Here is a 20,564-nt window from a genome sequence, read left to right as displayed (position 1 = left end):
AACCAAAAATGACCAAACTTCAAATGAAATTAGATAAAATAAGTTTTTAAAGTCTTTAGAAACAGAAAGTGATCCTTTTTTTATAGAGTTTTTTTAAATCTACTTCAAAGGCAATACACTTGATAAACATGACTTTGACGTCATATAAATAGTAATGTAAAGCTAAATCTTTACTCCTCCAAAATCCTTTCTAAGGGTCACTCCGCCTAAGTGACCCTGTTTTATATCATTTTCACCTCTTACTGAAACTCTTTCGAAAAACCTCGAACTTTTCATCAACTTCAATATATATTTTGAAACTTTCCATTACTTAAAAACGTAAATGAAAGTAATATTAAGGAGGTTATTATCTTGTACGAACATAAATTCGTGAAAATTCAATTATCTTCATTCAAACTAGCTCCTGAGGAAGATTATCATAAAGTTGTTTATGATTATGAAAAAGAAGGTTGGGAGTTAGTACAAATTTTTGCGCCAGGAACAAAAGGTACCGGCTTTCCTTCTTTTTTTGAACTAATATTTAAACGTAAGAAAGATTAGGGGAATAAGGTTTCACTACCTTATTCCTTCTCTTTATTACACACTTTCTTTCGTATGTGTTTGCGGCTTATTATGGCAAGATATTGATTTTAACGAAAGTACACTCACAGTTGAGCGTGCAATGGTGAATTCTAAGGGGAAATGGATACTCGATTCAACAAAAACGAAATCAAGTGAACGAACTATTCCACTTGGTCCAACAATTATTAAATTGCTGAAAGAGCATCATTTTTGGATTAAGAAAAATAAATTATTTTATGGACCAAATTATATTGATAGTAATCATGTTTGTGTAAAAGAAAGTGGCGAACCTCTTACGCCCAGTAGCATGAAATATAACACAAGAAAATTACAAGAATCACTCGAAATCCCGTTTAACTTCCATTCATTACGACTTACGCACGCCACAATGTTAATGGAAAACGGAGCAAAAATAAAAGACATCTAGGCTCTTCTTGGTCATAGCCGATCCGCAATTACTATCGACACCTATCCGCACCTCACAGAAAAGATGCAAAAAGAATCCGTCTATATTTTCGAACAAGCACTGGATGATATTCAATAAAAACTTGCCGATCAGTTGTCACTGATCGGCAAGTTTTTTTGCAAGCAAAATCGTTTCTCTGGCAAAACAGGTGTTTGACTTTCTTTCCAATTGCTCAACCCGTTGATATGCCTACTATTTGCTATCATCCATCTTCAATACCGCCATAAACGCTTCTTGAAGTATGGATGTACTAAAATAGATTATTTTAGAACTTACTATATCCTCTGAACCGTTACCAGACATGCATTTAAGCGAACCAAATTATCATATTTTATTTTTATGTATTCTAACATATTCATCGTTTATCTGTTAGCTTCGGTGGCAGGATGGTGGATGAATCAAAGTTTAAGACCACCCATCACGGAGTGGTCTTTTTCTTTTATATAGCTTTGCCAATTGCTCTAAGTATCTCCAAGAATAAAGGTGACATCTGAATTAGTACATAACCCAATCCAGCATTCGTTATTGTATTCCAAGCTCTTTCACTATTACCTAACATAAAGAAGAAGCATGCAGCTATCATGATTACTGATGCAACAGGAAAAGATATTGCAACCATCACCTGAATCATCGGATCTAAAATGTTTGCTAGCATTTTGAGTGACTTTTCTGCAATGATTCCAGTTGGTTGAGCTATTGTATTAACAGGAATTGTGGATAGTGTGGATGGTATTTGTGCTACTAAACTACATCATGTTTAACAGGCTCTTTTTTACTGATAGCCAACAACGCAAAAGTCAATTCAATAGAAAAAAAAGTTAAGAAATGCCATAATATAGTTATCAATTGATAAGGGGTTGCTAGTATGTTTGTTTTGGGTAAGCATATGTTCATCACATTATGCTTCGGACTAATAGGTGCGATTGTTTTTCAACTATTACATATACCTATGCCTTGGTTGCTAGGCGCGATTACAGCAGTACTTATCGTGCAATTATCAACCAATGTACAATTGAGATGGCACTCTTCCTTCCGTAATTTTGGCTTAATCGTAGCAGGCTACTCTATTGGCTTTGCCTTTACACCAGAGGCAGTACAAGGTATTAAGCATTTTTTAGGGAGTATTGTCGTTTTAAATGTGATATTTGTTTTATTATTTTTTGGTGTCAGTTATTTAGTAGCCAAACGTACAAATTTGGATTTTGCAACGGCATTGACATGCTGTGTACCTGGTGGTATGGCACAGGTTGTGGCCTTTGCTGAGGAGCAAGGCGATATGGATATGGTGGTCATTACGTTCTTTCAAATCCTCCGTGTTCTTTTAATCGTCGGCTTTGTCCCGCTAATGTTGACAGATGTTGGTGGAAATAGCTCTATGAACGATGGAATGTATACATGGGGTCTTGTCGGTATACTAATTGTTTGTGGCTTAGCAGGGTGGATTGCTCAAAAGCTTAAAATTCCAACAAGTTATATGCTTGGACCAGTATTTTTATTGATGGGTATTAATATGGTGGGCATAGAAGTGCCTAGAATACCTATATCCCTTCTACATATTGCTCAATTGATGGTTGGAATCCATATCGGGTTATTGTTGAAAAAAGAAGATCTACATTTATCAAAGAGGCATATTTTTTATGCATTTGTATCAGCTGGCATTTATATAGGGGCAGCGTATGGTTTATCATTTTTGATGAAAAGCCTATACAGTCTCGACTTTAAGACAGGCTTTTTAAGTATTGTGCCTGGGGGACTTGATCAAATGGGGATTATAGCGGCCTCTGTACATGCCAATGTGACAATCGTCACAGCTTTCCAACTCTTCCGAATCCTAGTGATCTCAATTTTCCTTGTGCCTGTCGTCAAAATGTTTGTGAAAAAAGTGAAAACATGAGGGATAATCCCTCATTTTGTTTTGTTGCTCCTAACATTTGTGGATGCCTTTTTCTTTGAGTATTAAGGTTGAACCTCTTTCTTCTCAACTATATCACCTTTTATCTTTCGATCACTTCTTTATAGGAGTGATCCTTTTTGGTGTTTTAAATTTACAAAATAAGTAAATGATAATACATGTAAGGTGGAAGTCGCTACGAACGTACATGAGACTAAACCCCTTTCCCGTAGTTCATAGCGATTACCATTCCAGCCAGTTTTCTAAATTAGGTCTACAACATATTTCCGAACTACTACCACGCTCATTCAGCCAGTTGTAAAAAGGCATAATCGGAAAATCGTGGACTATTGGAGTTCCTACACAACCAATGTACAAAGGAGATTTTTCGATTTGATGCAAACTAAGCATAATGTAAAAGGAACTGAGAAGAAATCAAGACTTACTGAAATTAATCGTGGAAAGTTAGAGGCTTACCTGGATGTAGCGAATTTGTCGAAAGCTGAGATTGCCCATAAATTGGGTGTTTGTCGTGCTACTATATAACGAAAACAAGCGTCGAACTACTACTCAGGTGAAGATAGTAAAAAGCAAACGAATTTATAGGACAAAGTACTTCGCTACAAATGATCAAGTAATCACTAAACAAGATGTGGCTCGTTCTCGTAACCCCTTGAAAGGAGATTTAGCCTAAGAAATCTAGAAGATATGAACTATACAATTTCTCTCCCCAGAGTTAAAGGGAGTTTATTTTCTATCGGTCTTTCTGCCAATTTAACAGGAGCCTGACTCCACTTCAAGTAGCAGCCCTTTTCGTTACACCAGAACCCTATTTTAACGAATTGGCAGACCGACAGACAATAAATATCAAGGTGAAAAGGAATAGAAAATAAACGGACATGGATGTGTTAAAAAAGTGGGCTAACTTGATATTCATTTTACAGTTGTTTTTTGATTTTCATATACCGCAATGATATAAGTAGTACTTACCATCAGACAATTGTTTAGATATATCAATGAATTTTTCAAAATTTTCTATAGTGTCATCTCTATCAAAAGTCAATAAATCCTCATCGGAGTAATCATGGAAATAAATAAGTCTTTCGATTACACTTGGACCATTCTTAAATAAATCTCTCCAAGCAGTAAAAATAGAAATAAGTGAAGAAGCTGAATTTTCATCAAATAGTGTTATCCCAATATGATTAATCCCTACTTGCTTTGGGTTTCCTGGAAAAGCGGGGTTCATACATGGAATCCATGTAAGTGAATCAAAAATATAATCAAATACTTTGATTTCAATTGTAATGTAATCAACAATTATATCCTTGTGATTGTCTCTTTTGCTATAAAAATTATCAAAAAAATTGTCATCTTGTGTTTCGGTCTTTTTTATCAAAAAAAATTCATGCATAAATATCCCCCTATATAGGTTAATAACTTAATATGTTTTAGTAAAAGTATGCCCTCTCAAATCAAATGTTAGCTATTACCATTTAAATAATAGTCTTTTAATAGCCTAAAGTACACCCCCAAGTAATATTGGGTAATCTACAACAATTATTCAATCCTGCATTATGATATCTAAAATAAAATTGAACAAAACGGCTACTAGAGATATTTTGGTCATTGATATGATCAACTAAAACAAGAAGGTACTGCACTTTTTCAACTATTTAATATTTATTGCTCGTCTTTGTTGAATCGTAATATACAACCCAATTAAACAATCTGTGGTCATACATAGTACCATTCTGCAAATCCTTCAAATGAGATTCCTGAATAATCCCTTCCTTAACAGCCTGTGCAATAAAGTTGTCTGCTTCAGTTTTCATAGCTGGTGAATCTGGGTTCCATGTTTGAGTCACTTTGATTTCCTCCTTCGGTTTGTCTTCCACAATTAATTGGACTTGCATCTTGCTGTTGCTTGGTACTATTACTTGTCCTAATTTATAGCCCGCTGGCATCTTCCAGTTTGCTTTAACCTCAAAGTGTGGTCGGGGATTCTACCTACCCAATCACCCCCCCATGTAATACCTAGCTTTTTTTGCAATAGCCCCTACTCGATTAAGTGTAGTTACATCATATAAAGACTGAGGTGGACCTACAGCAATATCCCAAGCTAGACGTGACTTATGGTTACTATCTAAGGTCCAGGTAACAATTTGCCCTGGTCTAGTACGACCCTGAGCATATAGGTATTTTTGGCGTTCCTGTGAGCGATATGTTTCAGTAATGAAGATATTCTTTATACCAGTCTTGTAACACTCCTGGAATAACAAACGGCAAGCTGTTTGTGCAGGTTGTAATAACTCAGCTAAATCTCGGCATGTTGTAGTTACACTAGTCATTTTTTATCACCCTTTTTATCATCGTTATCAATTTGTAATTGCGAAAAGGCATTCGCCAAGAATTTTGGAACACGAATGCCAAGCTTACCTAAGTTTTCAATCATACTAATGCCTTCCATACCAATCAAAAATAGAATCATTGCATTTCGCATAAAGTTTCCACTCTCTGTTGCTGTATCTAATTGCACGGCAGCAATAACCATTAAACCTATTGCCGTCTTTTTGATTAAGCCTTTAAACATCTTTTTGCTTTCGGTTTTCTTAAAGACTAAACTCACCATAAATTCTAGTGAATAGTCGATAACCATAAATATAACTAACGCTTTTATTAAATGGTCAACACCACCAACAAAATAAGCGACCCATGCCATGGAGCCGCCTACAAGTGATGTATATAGTGTGTCTGTTTTCATATAACACCTTCCTTTTTCGCATAATAAAAGCCCTCCACAGACTATTGTGGAAGGCTTGAAATTTATAATTTAATCACTAAACATTACTTTGTTCTTGTTTTAATTGTATACTTTCTTTTCTCCTGAATAATTTTTTATCTCTTAATTTCATAAATGGTTCTTCGTAATACTTACTCCACATATATTACAACAATTTATGAATTTAAAAGTACGAGAAGGATTAGCTAGACAAACTGTTAGTATAATACAAGGAATATTAAACAAATCATTGAAACAAGCTGTTTATCCTTATAAATATATTAATGAAAATCCAATGCAATATGTTGAGTTATTAAAGGATAAGGATCATAAGCCAACTAAGGATGATTTAAAAATACAATCAAAAGAAAATTTAAGATTACTGAATGAAAAAATAAATGAGGATCATCCATTTTATTTACCTTTTCATATTGGTTTTCATTGTCGAGTTCGAGTCGGAGAATTATGCGGACTTGAATGGAAACATATTAACTTTGATGAAATGACAGTAGAAGTTGAACAGCAATTAATTAATAAAAAGATTACAGATGAAAATGGAGAGGAATATTATAAATGGGTTGTTTCTACACCAAAATCTAAATCGAGTTATCGTACTATTCCAGTCGGTAGAACTTTAATGGAGGTATTAAAGAAAGCAAAAAAGAAACAAATTGAAAATCGATTAAAGTATGGAAAATTTTATCTTCAAGATCCTGATCACGATTTTGTTTGTAAAAAAGAAAATGGAGAACATTACACTCCTGCTGTTATAAAGTATCAAACAAGAGATTTAATAAGAAAAAAACTAGGTATCGATTTCAATTACCATTCTTTACGACATACTCATGCAACGATGTTGATTGAAAGTGGACAACCAGTAAAAACTGTTCAAAAAAGATTAGGACACAGCAGATCAGCAACTACTGAAGACCGCTATGTCCATTTAACTCAAAAGATGGCAAGAGATGCTGCCGATATTTTTGATTCCATCGCAAAAGATTTATAAATTGCTGGCACAATTTAAAAGCGGTGGCAAATCGGTGGCAATCTCCACCGGATTGATATAAAACCATATGTTAAAAAACCTTATAAACGTTGTTATATCAACGTTACTTCGAATCATCCATCTTCAATACCGCCATAAACGCTTCCTGAGGAACTTCGACTGAGCCTACTTGTTTCATACGTTTTTTACCTTCTTTTTGTTTATCAAGAAGTTTACGTTTACGAGAAATATCCCCGCCGTAACATTTTGCTAAAACGTTTTTACGAATGGCTTTAATCGTAGAACGCGCTACAATTTTTTGTCCAATTGCTGCTTGAATTGGTACTTCAAATTGTTGGCGTGGGATTAATTCTTTTAATTTTTCAACGATGACTTTACCACGATCGTACGCAAAATCACGGTGAACGATAAAGCTCAGTGCATCAACTTGCTCTGCGTTTAATAAAATATCCATCTTCACAAGTTTTGAAGGCTGATAGCCAATAAGTTCATAATCGAATGAAGCGTAGCCTTTTGTATTCGATTTTAAATAGTCAAAGAAATCATAAACGATTTCTGATAAAGGCATTTCATAAATAATGCTCACACGTGATGTATCAATATAATCCATTGTCATGAAATTACCACGCTTCAATTGACATAACTCCATAACAGCACCTACATAATCGTTTGGTACCATAATTGTTGCTTTTACATATGGCTCTTCCACTCGGTCAATTTTTTGAGGATCTGGCATAAATGAAGGGTTATCAACGTTAATTGATGTACCATCCGTCATATGCACATGATAAATAACGGAAGGTGCTGTTGTAATAAGATCAATGTTAAATTCACGCTCAATACGCTCTTGAATAATTTCCATATGGAGAAGCCCTAAGAAGCCACAACGGAAACCGAAGCCAAGTGCTTGTGATGTCTCTGGTTCATATTGTAATGCAGAGTCATTAAGCTCTAGTTTTTCTAATGCTTCACGTAAATCATTATATTTAGCTGTATCAATCGGGTATAAACCACAATAAACCATTGGATTTAAACGGCGATAACCAGCTAATGGTTCAGCGGCTGGACGATTAGCAAATGTAACTGTATCCCCTACTCGAGTATCACCCACATTTTTAATGGAAGCTGTTAAATAACCTACGTCACCAACTGTTAACTCATCCTGTGACACAACCTTTGGTGTATGTACCCCAACTTCCACTACTTCAAAGTCTGCTCCTGTCGCCATCATACGAATCTTATCGCCAGCTTTGACAGTACCATTGACCACTCTAATAGAAATGATAACACCTTTGTATGCATCATAAACTGAGTCAAATATAAGGGCTTGTAGCGGTGCGTCAGGATCACCCGTTGGTGCAGGTACCTTTTCTACAATCTGCTCTAAAATATCCTCAATACCGATTCCCGCTTTGGCAGAAGCTAATACCGCTTCAGATGCATCTAAACCGATTACATCTTCCACTTCTTGACGTACGCGTTCTGGATCTGCTGCTGGTAAATCAATTTTATTGATAACTGGTAAAATTTCTAGATCATTATCAAGTGCTAAATAAACGTTTGCTAGTGTTTGTGCTTCAATACCTTGCGCTGCGTCCACAACTAAAATGGCACCCTCACAAGCAGCTAAACTACGTGATACCTCATATGTGAAATCGACGTGTCCTGGAGTGTCGATTAAATGGAATGTATACACTTCGCCATCTTTCGCTTCGTACTTTAATTGGACTGCATTTAATTTAATCGTAATGCCTCGCTCACGCTCTAAATCCATTGAGTCAAGGAGCTGTGCTTTCATTTCGCGGGAAGTTAATGATTTCGTTTGCTCTAAAATACGGTCAGCAAGCGTTGATTTCCCGTGGTCAATATGTGCAATAATAGAGAAATTTCGTATATTCTCTTGTCGTTTTAAACGTGCTTCTCGGTTCATCTTTTCCACTCCTAATTAAACTATAATGAATTATACTATGAACGTTATGCAAAGTACAACAACAGATAGAAGGCAAATCCCATCATATCAACACTTTATAGGTTTTATCGTATTTTTGAACTGTGCGAGGTAATGCTAAACTTGGGGCGAATTGAGGCTGAAAAATATTGCTTGTCAGCATGTAGTTTGGATTAGATAATCTTGAAAATGTAATGTAAATTAACTAAGAAAGTCCTTTAACATTACAGCTCATAATACTTAAAGGTTAAAGGACCAGCTGAGAAAACGATGCACATTAAAAAGAAGAGGCTGTCGGGAAAGAATAAATTCTCGATAGCCCTATTCTTTTATAGTATATATTTACTGTAAATATGTTCTTTTATTGGGTCTCATCAAAATGCCATTCCTGTTATCACAAAAGAATTATCGTAAAAAGACTTTCTGACACCTCTACAGCTTAAGACTTAATTAACCATCATATTCGATTATATTTTTAAAATACAATATTTCACAAAGATATTAACTATTTTGTTTCAAAGGCTTATTGTAATATACCATATTTATTTTTTATTCGATCTAGTTTTTCTCTGATTGGTTTAGCAAGCAATAGAAGAAAAATCACATTAGAAATAGCGTAGATTATCATAAAGGGTACTGCTGAAGTTAGTGCCAGTGCGTAGGCTTCCCAGCTGAAAACACCGTACATGGATATTGTTCCCCAAATGTCCATACCAAACGAAAAGAAGATACCTGCAAAAATACCAAACAAAATAAGGGGAATTTTTTTATGCATCATACCCGTTTTACCTAATAATCCAGCAATAAAACCTATCATTCCCCACATAAACATTTGAAACGGTGTCCAAGGGCCTTGTCCAAAAAACATATTCGAAACTAATGCAGACATTGCCCCTGTTAAAAATCCTGCTTCCGCTCCAAGTGAAAACCCGGTAATAGCTGTAATAGCTGCCACAGGCTTAAAGCCAGGAGTAACAACAAATAAGGCACGACCTGCCACTGAAATAGCTGACATCACTGCTATTACTAAAATTTCGCGTGGCTGTGGCTTCCTACGCTCAAATGACAGGAAGAATGGGACACAAGCTAAAATCATAATAACAATTGAAATAAAATAATATTTTCGATCAGCAAATATTGTAATACCAGCATATAAAGTAAGTGGAATTAAAACTAGGATGACAATAAGTGACATAATTAAACGAATGTTTCTTTGCATAGAAATACTACATCCTCACATGTAATGGCATTGCTTAATAGTTCTCTTGATATTCGATGCGCAGCAGTTGTATAAAAATTGTTACCACTATAAAATGCACGGGGCTCTCCCTCAGATACGATACTACCATCGAAAAATAGGGCACATCTATTGCTGTATTGTGCAGAAAATTCAATATCATGTGTCACCATAATAATTGTCATACCTTTAGCTTGTAAATCTTTTAATATTACTGCGAGTTCTTCCTTTGCATGTGCATCAAGACCTTTTGTCGGTTCATCTAACAGCAAAATTTTAGGCTCTATTAATAAAAGCTTTGCAAGTGCTAGCTTTTGCTGCTCACCACCACTTAAATCATACGGGTGTCGATTGAATAAATGAGTTAAATTAAACAATTGAACAGTTTCTTGGATTTTTGCTTCTGACACCTTATGTAAATGAGCCATATCATCTAGCTCTTGACGCACCGTTTTTTGTACAAATAATGTTTTCGGATTCTGTGGTAATAATGTTAAATATTGTTGATATAATTGTTTATTACTGTAGCTTTTTATTGGCTTACTAAATAAAAATACTTTGCCATGATAAGGCTTTTGTAACCCAGATAAAATAGCAAGAACTGTGGATTTTCCAGTACCATTTCCACCGATTATTGTTATAAATTCCTGCTCCTTCACCTGCAAATTAAAATGATGGACAATATCCATACCGTTCTTTTCATAACGAAAAGCAATATCCTTTGCCTCTAAAACAATATCTGTTTTATTTTGAGATAATGTAGTAAGTGTATGCGAAGAAGAAAAGTTATATTGCTGATTACTAAGCCAGCGTTGTCCCTCACGAATAGTAAGAGGAATCGGTCCTATACCGTTCAGTTGGTGGTAAATTTTCGTAGCTGTTGGTAGTGCCGTAATCATGGCGTGATTTGCTGGTAAAGTCTTTAAAATTTCCTTAGGCGGACCATCAAATAATATACTGCCCTCATCCATAATAAGTACACGATCTGCAAGTGTGAGTACTTCCTCGAGACGATGCTCAATTAAAATAATCGTAATACCTAATTCTTTATTTAAACGATGCAGTGTTTGAATGAACTCCAATGCCGCTATTGGATCTAATTGCGATGTTGGCTCATCTAGCAACAGCAATTTTGGTTGCATCACCATAATAGATGCTAAATTTAATAATTGCTTTTGACCACCAGAAAGCTCGGTTGTTTTATGATGAAACCATTTTTGAATACCGAAGAAATTGGCCATTTCTGCAACCTTGCGTCGAATTATTGGTGAATCTATCCCTAGGCTTTCTAGTCCAAAAGCTAGCTCATGCCATACTTTATCTGTAACAATTTGGTTATCAGGATTTTGAAATACATAACCAATGTCTGCAGCAGCAACTTCAGCATTTAGCTGCTCCAAGTCACAGTCTTTGTAGAAAATAGTACCTGTCATCTCTCCATGTGGACGCAATTCTCGCTTGAAATGGCGCAGTAATGTACTTTTTCCACAGCCTGATTGTCCTATTAGTACTATAAACTCACCTTGATGAATATTGAGATTAATATTTTTTAATATTGGATTTACTTCATTAGGATAAGTAAAGCTTATATTGTTGATTTTAACGATCGCCATTTTAATGCCCCCCTGATTTCGATTGCTAATGGAATAGAGAGTAGGATGAAATAGCTACTATAAAAAAGAATGCTTACGATATCCCATTTAACCGCTCCAAAAGTTGGATAAAAATAAAATGTTGTTGTGCCCATAAAACTCGCAGCTAAATTACTCAGAAAAAGCAATATAATGATAGCTAAAACGTAGCCGTCCCGACGCTCAAAAATAAAAAGAGAAAAGGCGGTTCGCTTTTTAACACCGTAGCCACGAGCTTTCATAGAATCGGCCGTATCAATGGCATTATCCAATGCCCAAGTAATCAAAATAGATAAAATACGCACTGTACATTTGATACGATGCCATAATGAGCCAGATGTATAATCCATACCGATTACCTTTTGCGCTTGAACAATTTGTGCAAGCTGATGCTTAAAGTGCGGAACTAAACGTAATGAAATCGACAATGTTAGCGATAATGCTGGTGACACTTTTCCAAACAAATAAATAAACTTATCTGATGTCATCATGACATTATAGCAGCTAAACCATAGCATAATAGCTACAATCATTGTGGCTATTGCGATTCCGTACATAATTGCCTCTACAGTAAGCGCATTGCCATTTATATAAAGCAATACAAGCTGCCCGTTATGACTAATCAATGGATTAATAATCGCCATTAAGAAAAACAGAGGTACATATAGCTTCCAGTCTTTTAAAAAATGCTGTCTGCGTAATGCTATATTTAAGCTTAACGCTGAAAAAATGGTAATAGCTAAATAGACTGGGTGCATAAAAAACATGGATAGACCGATAGCAGCAACAAAAAACGAAAAAAGTACAGTAGGGTGAAACGTTTCAAATGCCTTCATTAGTTACCATCCCAATAATGTCCTAAGTCACGACCTAAATCGACTGTATAGTTCCATTCAATGACATCGCCATCTTTTAATACATATTGGCTACAGCCATAATTCGGATAAACACCGTTTACTTTATACATCCAGCCACTTAATTCACCAGCACTAAATTCATACAAATGATTAATCCCCTCAACATAAACACTGTTATAAATATTTTCGTTGGCTCCTTGATATTCCATTTGAATTTTATGCTCCTTCGTTGCACGCTGCAGCACATCCCAAACAGTTTCCTTCTCTGATAGCAGCTCGTATTTTGTTGCCTTTAAAATAATCCCGTTCTTCGGTACATATTTTTCGCTTTGTAAGGAGGAGTCTAGTTTATCCCAATGCTTTAGTAATGTATCAACACGTATCGCAATTGTTACAGTACGTTTTAGAGGTGCTGGCTGTTGCTGCTTTTCGGTTTTTGGAACTGTATTTGTTGTTTGTTTATCATCAGCTTGCTTAGGTGTTGTTTGTTCAGTTTTTGAACTTGGTGATTTAGTGACTTCTTGCTTTTTCACATCTTCTTGTTTTGGTTTTTGCTTTACTTCATTTGTTTCTTGCTGTGTTTTTTGCTCTTCTATTGTTTGCTGGAGCTCTTTGTCATTTTCCTTGAGTAGAGCCTTGTCATCTACTTCTGTCTCCTGTAATTTCTGCTTTTCCTCAGTAGTCTCATTTTCTACTGAGGAATTTTGTTCTTGTGCAGAAGTAGGCCGAGGGTTAACGCTTCGTTCCTGCTCCTGCATTTGCTCAAATTTCTCAACTGTTTGAATATTACATGCTGTTAAAAATATAGCTAACAGCGCTACTAATAAGAAATGTAAACTTTTTTTCATATTATTCCTCAACTACCTTTAAGAAGTTGACATACATTTTAGATGCATGTGCACGTGTAATAAAATTAGTGGGATTAAATAAACCGTTTGAGCCCTGTGCAATTTCAAAATCATATAAGAAAGTAATTGCTTGCTGAGATTCCTTTGATAGCTCCGCAATATCATTCAAGGGTGCAATAGTTTTTGATGTATAAGGCTTGCCTGTTTTATGTGTATAGGCATTTGCTAGCATAACTGCTAATTCCTCACGTGAAATAGGTGAGGAGGGTGAAAATTTATTGGACTTTACTACTAATATATCGGCATCGTAAGCAGCAGCAATTTCTTGTTTTGTTTCCTCTTTATATGAGCTAATGTCCATAAAAGGTGCATTTCCGGAACTTGTTAAATGAAGAGCTCGCACTAAAATCGATACAGCCTGTACACGACTTAAATTGTTATCTGGCTTAAATGTATTGTCCTCATAGCCCTTTAATAAACCTTTAGCTACTGCAGCCTCAATATCAGACTTAGCCCAATGAGATTGTGTATCCTTAAAGCCCACTTTAGCAGGCGGAGCTGTAGGTTGATTTGGCTGAACTGGTGTTGATGGATTATTATTATTTGGCTTTTTATCAGACGTATCATATAGCTTTGTTTTACCTGTAAGTAGCCGGTTATATGCTACTAATGTATAAGAAGCCTGCTCTGTTGCCATGCCGTTAGCTACAGTTTCAGTTAATACATGCTTGAAGCCGCCATCTTTTGCATTATAGAAGGTGAAAAAGCTTTCAAATAACTTATTAAAACGCTGATCTTTGTTGACATCAATATTTAAGCTAGCAAGTGCTGTAATAATTTGTGCAACACTTTCTAGGTTTGTTGTTCCCCAGCTTTTGTAGCTACCATTAGCTCCTTGCAAGTTTTCTAATGTATTAAGTGCTTTATTAATAGATGCCTTAACATCCGCCCTATCTTTATATGTTGAAAGAGCTTGAATAGCCATTGCTGTCATATCGGGATCGGCTTTCACTCCTGATAAATCCCATCCACCGTCAGGCAATTGCTTTGAGAGAATGTGCTGAATAAGCTTTTCACGTGTCGTTGTTGCTGTTTTAGGAAGCTCGAAGCTCCATGTATCTAAAGCGATTAATGCAAAATAAGCACCATTCGGACCTTGCCATACTACTTTGTCAAAATCACTTAATTTTTCGATTAAATTGTAGCTGCCTACATTTGTGGGATCTTTTCCAATAGCAGTGAGCGCAATAATTAAACGTGAGTATTCAGTATATTTACGATTGTGTAATTCACCTTTTACTGATTGTACATGCTTCACAACATTTTCATAATATTTGTCATAATATCCTTTTGGAACATTGTATTCACCACGTGCAAGGGCAATAATAAACCACTCATCACCAAAAGAGGGATTTGGAGCTTTGCTTACAATAAACTGCCCTGTTGTATGATAAGCATCTACAGTTGATACTTGCTGTGCAGAAACTGGAGCCGCAATAAGCAACAATGTAAGTAGCATGATAAGCATTGATAATCTTTGTTTCATTTGAACAACCTCCAATCTATAAAAAGCTACTAACCCAAATGCGTTGAGCATCTAGGTTAGTATGGAAAGTCACATGATGTCTGCGATATTTAACGTACGTTTTAAAATTTTTGCTGTTTGCCCACGCGTTAACGAAGCACGTGGATCAAATAAACCATTTGGCTTTCCAGTCATAATATCCAGACTATTTAATAGCTCAATATAAGGTAAATATTCAGCACTAATATTATTAGCATCATTGAAGTTAACCTTTCCAGTAGCTTTTACATCCGTATTTAAATATTCTAAAATGCGCGCCATAAATGCTGCGCCTTGCTGACGTGTAATTGGTGCCTCCGGATTAAATGTTGAAGCCGTTGTCCCCTTCGTAATACCCGCTTCGTACAGAGCTTGGATATCTGCCGCATACCATTTGCCGTCAGTATCATTGAATGGATTGTCACCTGTAGCTCGTAGACCTAGTGCACGGCTTATTAATACCGCAAATTGTGCACGAGTAATTGGTTTATTTGGCTCAAATGTTTCTGGAGTTGTGCCTTGAATTATAGAACGGCTCGCTAAAAACTCAATTTCTTCTTTGTTTGCTAAATGTGCAATATCATTAAATGTGACTGTTCTTTCAGTTACAATAAATGTGCCACTTGCTCTTAAGAATAGAACAATCTTGCCGTTCACGATTTTATGTGGCACAGGCTTGTATTCACCATCAATAAGCTGTAGAACAACAGTGTTAGGTTTTACTTCGAAAGTTGCTAAAGTAACCTTTAAGTAATCTTGCTTTATTGATAATGGTTTTAATTCCCCATTAGAAGCTTCGATTGCAAAGCTAATAGTAAATTGGTTATTTTCAGCATGTGTTGTAACAGAGGCAATAATTTTTTCATTTTTTGCAAGTTCAACGTCCGATAGACCAGATATCGGAATGTCTATTTTGTTGCCTTTTTCATCTTTAACAACAATTGTTTTACTTTGATTTTCAAGATGCTTCTGAATATCTTCAAGTGTCAATGTTATCTCAGTTTTACCATTTTTAGAACTTTCTTCGGTTACATCAGTTACTGTCTTGTCATTAATTGCTTCCTTGTCAGTGTTTTCTTTTTCAACTTCCTTTTTTTCTTCATCCACTTTGTCTTGTTCAGGGGTTTTCTCTACATCCTCAACATAACCGCCAATATCTTTTCCTAAGTCACGTGTGTATATCCACTCAACGGAGTCGTTTGGAGCCAACGCGTAATTCGCTGCTGAAAATGAAGGGAATACTCCATTCACACGGTACATCCAACCACTTAAAGGTCCACGGTCAAATTCAAAAACACCAGCAATTCCATCAATATATGTTCCGTATTCTGTTTGACGATAGCTCAATGCAACACCGTTTTCTGCTGTTACTCGCTTTAAAACATCAAAAACAGTTTCACCAGTAAATAATTTAGCGGCTATTGGTTTTAATGGCACTTCAGAGGACGAAATTTGAATTGAAAATGTTGTATAGCCAATTTCCTCTTTTTCAGTAGGAACAGATGGCTGATTACCATTGTTACCAGGTGAGGTGTGCTCATCATCATCACTACCATCCTCGTCCCCAGGCTTAGTCTGTTTGTTTTTCGTGTCTGACATATCATAGAGCGGTGTTTGTCCGCTTAAAAGACGGTTGTAAGCTGCTAATGTATAGCCAACTTGAACTGTCGCCATACCATCTGCTTTGGATTGGCTTTGAACATGTTTAAAGCCACCATCACCAGAGCTAAATGTCATAATATTAGCAATAACTTTATCGAATCGTTTATCTTTATTTGCATCAATGCCTAAGCTGGCAAGTGCTGTTATAACTTGGGCAGCACTTTCAGCAGCTTCTGGGCTGCCCGCTGTCGAAATATAGCCACCTTTAGCTGTTTGGATGGCTAATAATTTAGCTATTGCACGATCAGTTACAGCCTTTACTTGTGGATTACTTTGATATGGTGCTAATGCTTGAAGTACCATCCCTGTCATATCAGGATCAGGATCAGTACCGCTCCATGCAAATCCGCCACCATTTTTTATTTCCTTTGATAAAATATTTTGAATTAATTTATCACGTGTTGTTGTCGCAGTTTTAGGTAATTCAAATCCCCAAGTATCCAGTGCAATTAATGAAAAGATAGTTGAATTGACACCAGGGCTTGTAGCAAAACTCAAATCTGATAACTTTTCAACTAGATTGTAGCCAGCTACATTTCTCGGATCTTTCCCAATTGCTGTGAGAGCGATTATAACTCGAGCCCAGTCCGTTGCTTGAGTGCCTATCTCCCCATTTGTTGCTTTTACATGACTAACGAGATTGCGATAATATTTATCATAATACGTTGCATATTTTGCAGTATTATCACCACGAGCTAATGTTAATATAGTCCATTCAGAGCCATAAACGGGCTCATATGCACCTTTCGTCAAGTAGTTAGCAACAGCAGTGTATATTTCAACTGTTGTCGGTTGTAGTTCAACTAAGCGCTTTTGTAAAGCTTCCAGTTGAGTGTAATTTGTTACTCTGCTTTTATGTGCAAATAATAACTTATCATAAGCTTGCTGTGCTTCAAGAACTTTTAAATGGTCAGCCCAAGTAAGTGCTTCTACAGTAGGAAGTGCACCGATTTTTTCGATAACTTGTTTAATATCATCCTCTGCATTAATCATTTTCTCCTTATCAAGGAGATCATTATAGTTTGATACCCCTTTGGAGACACCAGGTATATTGTTTGGATTAGCTAACTTTTTCAAAGCTTCTTTTGCAGTTTTTAATTGTTCTTCTGCTAATGGGCTATTAATATCAATAGCATCAATTAATAGTTCAACATATTTAACTTCCTTGGCAAAAAGGTCTTCCTTATTTACTACTTTTTTTTGTTCTGCTGTAGGTATAGCAGCATATTTTTTTCTTGCATGATCGAGTTGCTCTTTTATTGCTGAATTAATTGTTAAATCTTCTATTTTAGGAAGCGCATCGATAACAAGAAATACATATTTAACTTCTTTTGCTGCAAGTTCTTGATTAAATGCTAGTATATCTGTTGAATCTGTTACTTTTTTTAGATCTCGATAACCAGATGTTTTAATCAGAGAAGTATATTTTTCACGAACTGTATCTAACTTCTTATCCAATTCATCGCTTAAAGAAATAATCCCATCAGGTGCAGGAATAGCGTTGTTAGGGTCTTGTATATAATATCTAAAATATGCAATTTCCTTTTCTAGCAACTGGAAAAAATAAGGTAGTTTATTATCGGATATTAAAAGAGTACGAGCAGGCGCTTTTACTTTACTATCTAGTTCTCGTGCTTGCTGTAGTAGCTGATATGTTGCTTCATCGGCTCTTTCGATTGTAGGGAGAGCGATAATAAAATCTATTGCCTCACGAGCTTCTGGTGAAATAACATATACTTTAACTTCTTTAGTTCCACTATCTAATTGAGCGGTAATGACTGTCTCTCCAATTGCCTGAGCTATTACGTTCCCATTAGTGTCAACTGTTGCAATTCCAGAGTTACCTGAAGACCATGTAACTGTGGCACTGTCACCTGTTGTTGAGTTAGTGGCAGTAAGTTGAAATGGTTCTCCCACTAATAATAGTAAAGGTTCCTCCGTGTTTAGCTGAACGTCGCTAATAGCTAAGGGCGCAACTTCTACGTAAGGAGCTACCTCCGTCGCATCCCCTAATTGTGTAAGATCATCGGATTCAGTTTCATCAACAGATTGCAGTGCATTTTCCTGTTCTGTTGAATCCTCTACTTCTTTTTCATTATCAGATCTCGTAGTATTATTCTGCTCTTCTGAATCATCAGGTTCAATATCATTTATGTTTGTAGTAGGGCCGAGTAAATCCCCTTCAAAATGCTGTGCCTTAATTGCAGTGACTGGAGAAAATAGCGATACGATTAAAATAAAAATAACTGCTATATGTAGCTGTTTTTTCCATATATTCATATAAAAACTCACTTCCTTTATACATAATTAAATACTGACAAGCTGAATTAATTCATCTTGTCAGTATCAATTTATCTAGCTATTGTACTTTCACTTCAACTGGCTCACTTGCTGAGCTACCGAACAAAGCATTGGCAGAAGCTGTAATAGTAATAGTGCCTGCCTGCGCTGTACCCGCAAATGTAATAACAGCTTGTTGGTTTGTATTCACAGTAATAGACTGAGCTGATAATGCTGTTGTCCCTGTGTTAATTGTCCAGTTTGCTAAATTAGAGGCATCTGGTGTTATAAATAAATCACCAGTTAAATTTACCGTAACGGATGGATTGTTATCATTTACAGCAATTGAACTTGCCGTTTCTAATTTAGCCCATGTAGTGTAATAAATATGAACCACATCATCAGCCTCTAATTGATACTCAGCTAATCCATAATTGGGGCTAACGCCATTTACAGTGTATACCCAGCCATCCCAACCATTTAAACTGCCTGCAGCACGTCCATCAATTGATTGAAGATATGGGCCATATTGAGTGGAAACTACTACATAGGGAACACCCTCAGCATCAAATACTTGCTCTACAAGCTCTAACGCTGTTGTCCCTTCTTGAACATTTACAGTTGTTCCTGCTAAAATTTCATCACATGAACCAGTACCGCATAAACCAGTCACTGATAACTGAACATCAAAATCTGCTGTTTGTGCTTCCTGACTTACGGGCTGTAATACTGCCGCACTTGCTGTTGGTGTTACGAGCGAAAATGCTAAAAGCATGACTAACGCTAATTGCCACCATTTTTTGAAATGGACCATTTGTAAAACCTCCTATTTTTATTATTTCGTGAATGTTCTTGCAATTAACTCGAAAATAAAAAGATGCTTCTCCAAAAAGGGGAAGCATCTAATGGAAAACAGAAAAAAGGCGCAAAAACATAGTTTGCCTGTCCGTCTATTTGCCGTAGGTTCTCCTAGCTTCCGAAGAGAGTTAATACGATAAAATAAAGGTAGGTCTCCTGGCTTGTGCATCCTATTCAGAACCTTCCCATCTACTGGAGGCATTTTTCCTCGTTTGACAGTGGTATTTTCTGTAGTCATCTACACTTACAGTTGCGGAAACAGCTTCGGCTTTGTACCGAATTCCCTATTAAGCTCTTAAAAGAGCACCTTTATTCTGCAATTCTTATTCACTTACTGTTAAGTTTAGCATATATTTCTATTTTTCAAAATAGTTAAATAAAAAAGAAGTATATTTTTTAGATATAAGTAAGCTTTAAATAGTGTCAATATTATTATTTCACTGCTCATTAAAAAAGCAGTATTAAAAGCTATAGTTCAACGTTGCGGGGTGAAACAAAAAAATAGAAAATGATAACCTAATTCTCACACAATGGCTAGAAAATTTAAGTCGAATTATAAAGAATGAAAGGAACAAATACGTATAGAATATATTATTCGATTGCATTTAACGCTGTATATAGATCATTATGAGAGCTTCAAAATTTAGATTGATAGAACTTGTTCAAATAAATTTTTTGAACCGTGTATACGGCAAATACAAGCCAAATATGTTATAAGCTTAGCATCATCTTATTAACATTTCCATTACTAGGGCTGAAATATTACTATGAAATCGAGGAACTTCAGTTTATTACTACTCAGAGATTTGCAGAGTGTTGGCATTGGAAATATTCGTACTAAGTTAGCCCATTTACTATATTACACAAAACAAAAAAGCTGCAGTTAATTGCAGCTTTTTGCATGTTGTTGAAATACTATTATGTCAATGACATCAAGGTGACAAATTAAAAAGTATAGCCCTTTTTCAAAACG

Annotated in this window: 17 protein-coding genes and 1 riboswitch; of the genes, 5 read left to right on the top strand and 12 right to left on the bottom strand. The window is 35.9% G+C overall.

Annotated elements, in window-relative coordinates:
- The first annotated feature begins 351 nt into the window (after positions 1–351).
- The 4 genes from AC3WOM_RS21115 (at position 352) to AC3WOM_RS21100 (ending at position 3,464) form a co-directional block, all read left to right on the top strand.
- Positions 352–540 carry a DUF4177 domain-containing protein gene (locus tag AC3WOM_RS21115; RefSeq protein ID WP_427544182.1) on the top strand — a complete coding sequence of 63 codons (189 nt, stop codon included), beginning with the start codon at positions 352–354 and terminating at the stop codon, positions 538–540.
- Entirely contained in the window at positions 536–988 is a 453-nt protein-coding gene (locus AC3WOM_RS21110) for a site-specific integrase (RefSeq protein ID WP_492448222.1), read from the top strand. The genes AC3WOM_RS21115 and AC3WOM_RS21110 overlap by 5 nt, the downstream gene beginning before the upstream one ends.
- A gap of 904 nt (positions 989–1,892) precedes the next feature.
- Positions 1,893–2,921, top strand: coding sequence for an AbrB family transcriptional regulator (locus tag AC3WOM_RS21105; protein WP_492448213.1), 1,029 nt, complete (start codon positions 1,893–1,895; stop codon positions 2,919–2,921).
- A 390-nt stretch (positions 2,922–3,311) separates the two neighbouring features.
- Positions 3,312–3,464 (top strand): hypothetical protein, encoded by a 153-nt coding sequence (locus AC3WOM_RS21100; RefSeq protein WP_492448212.1) that lies wholly within the window; start codon positions 3,312–3,314, stop codon positions 3,462–3,464.
- A gap of 412 nt (positions 3,465–3,876) precedes the next feature.
- Here AC3WOM_RS21100 and AC3WOM_RS21095 read toward each other — a convergent pair whose 3' ends face one another.
- From AC3WOM_RS21095 to AC3WOM_RS21080, 4 genes are all read right to left on the bottom strand, one after another.
- Entirely contained in the window at positions 3,877–4,332 is a 456-nt protein-coding gene (locus AC3WOM_RS21095; protein WP_492448211.1) for a hypothetical protein, read from the bottom strand.
- A gap of 262 nt (positions 4,333–4,594) precedes the next feature.
- Positions 4,595–4,786, bottom strand: coding sequence for a hypothetical protein (locus AC3WOM_RS21090; protein ID WP_492448210.1), 192 nt, complete (start codon positions 4,784–4,786; stop codon positions 4,595–4,597).
- Positions 4,787–4,936: 150 nt separating this feature from the next.
- On the bottom strand, positions 4,937–5,269 hold the full coding sequence (locus AC3WOM_RS21085) for a M15 family metallopeptidase (protein ID WP_492448209.1): 333 nt from the start codon (positions 5,267–5,269) through the stop codon (positions 4,937–4,939).
- Positions 5,266–5,682: a phage holin family protein gene (locus AC3WOM_RS21080; protein ID WP_492448208.1), complete on the bottom strand. Its 417-nt coding sequence runs from the start codon at positions 5,680–5,682 to the stop codon at positions 5,266–5,268. The genes AC3WOM_RS21085 and AC3WOM_RS21080 overlap by 4 nt, the downstream gene beginning before the upstream one ends.
- A 196-nt stretch (positions 5,683–5,878) precedes the next feature.
- On the opposite strand from AC3WOM_RS21080, the gene AC3WOM_RS21075 reads away from it, so the two are divergent.
- Entirely contained in the window at positions 5,879–6,706 is an 828-nt protein-coding gene (locus AC3WOM_RS21075) for a site-specific integrase (protein WP_492448207.1), read from the top strand.
- A gap of 103 nt (positions 6,707–6,809) precedes the next feature.
- On the opposite strand, the gene lepA is transcribed toward AC3WOM_RS21075, so the two are convergent.
- From lepA to AC3WOM_RS21035, 8 genes are all read right to left on the bottom strand, one after another.
- Positions 6,810–8,636 carry a translation elongation factor 4 gene (gene lepA, locus AC3WOM_RS21070; protein ID WP_427544185.1) on the bottom strand — a complete coding sequence of 609 codons (1,827 nt, stop codon included), beginning with the start codon at positions 8,634–8,636 and terminating at the stop codon, positions 6,810–6,812.
- Between the two features lie 541 nt (positions 8,637–9,177).
- Positions 9,178–9,873 carry an ECF transporter S component gene (locus tag AC3WOM_RS21065; protein ID WP_492448206.1) on the bottom strand — a complete coding sequence of 232 codons (696 nt, stop codon included), beginning with the start codon at positions 9,871–9,873 and terminating at the stop codon, positions 9,178–9,180.
- Entirely contained in the window at positions 9,852–11,504 is a 1,653-nt protein-coding gene (locus tag AC3WOM_RS21060) for an ABC transporter ATP-binding protein (protein WP_492448204.1), read from the bottom strand. Before AC3WOM_RS21060 ends, AC3WOM_RS21065 begins: the two co-directional genes overlap by 22 nt.
- Positions 11,477–12,358, bottom strand: a complete 882-nt coding sequence (locus AC3WOM_RS21055; RefSeq protein ID WP_492448203.1) for an energy-coupling factor transporter transmembrane component T — start codon at positions 12,356–12,358, stop codon at positions 11,477–11,479. The genes AC3WOM_RS21060 and AC3WOM_RS21055 overlap by 28 nt, the downstream gene beginning before the upstream one ends.
- Complete coding sequence (locus AC3WOM_RS21050) at positions 12,358–13,227, bottom strand: DUF4430 domain-containing protein (RefSeq protein ID WP_492448202.1); 870 nt, start codon at positions 13,225–13,227, stop codon at positions 12,358–12,360. The genes AC3WOM_RS21055 and AC3WOM_RS21050 overlap by 1 nt, the downstream gene beginning before the upstream one ends.
- 1 nt (position 13,228) lies before the next feature.
- Positions 13,229–14,773 (bottom strand): S-layer homology domain-containing protein, encoded by a 1,545-nt coding sequence (locus tag AC3WOM_RS21045; RefSeq protein ID WP_492448201.1) that lies wholly within the window; start codon positions 14,771–14,773, stop codon positions 13,229–13,231.
- 69 nt (positions 14,774–14,842) lie between these two features.
- Positions 14,843–18,733 (bottom strand): S-layer homology domain-containing protein, encoded by a 3,891-nt coding sequence (locus tag AC3WOM_RS21040; protein WP_492448200.1) that lies wholly within the window; start codon positions 18,731–18,733, stop codon positions 14,843–14,845.
- 79 nt (positions 18,734–18,812) lie between these two features.
- Positions 18,813–19,547: a DUF4430 domain-containing protein gene (locus tag AC3WOM_RS21035; RefSeq protein ID WP_492448199.1), complete on the bottom strand. Its 735-nt coding sequence runs from the start codon at positions 19,545–19,547 to the stop codon at positions 18,813–18,815.
- Positions 19,548–19,720: 173 nt separating this feature from the next.
- Positions 19,721–19,917, bottom strand: a riboswitch (cobalamin riboswitch).
- Positions 19,918–20,564 lie beyond the last annotated feature (647 nt).

The sequence above is a fragment of the Lysinibacillus sp. FW301-JW8 genome, assembly GCF_058788755.1.
The sequence above is the reverse complement of the archived record's forward strand: the minus strand, read 5'-3'. Positions and strand labels throughout refer to the sequence as shown.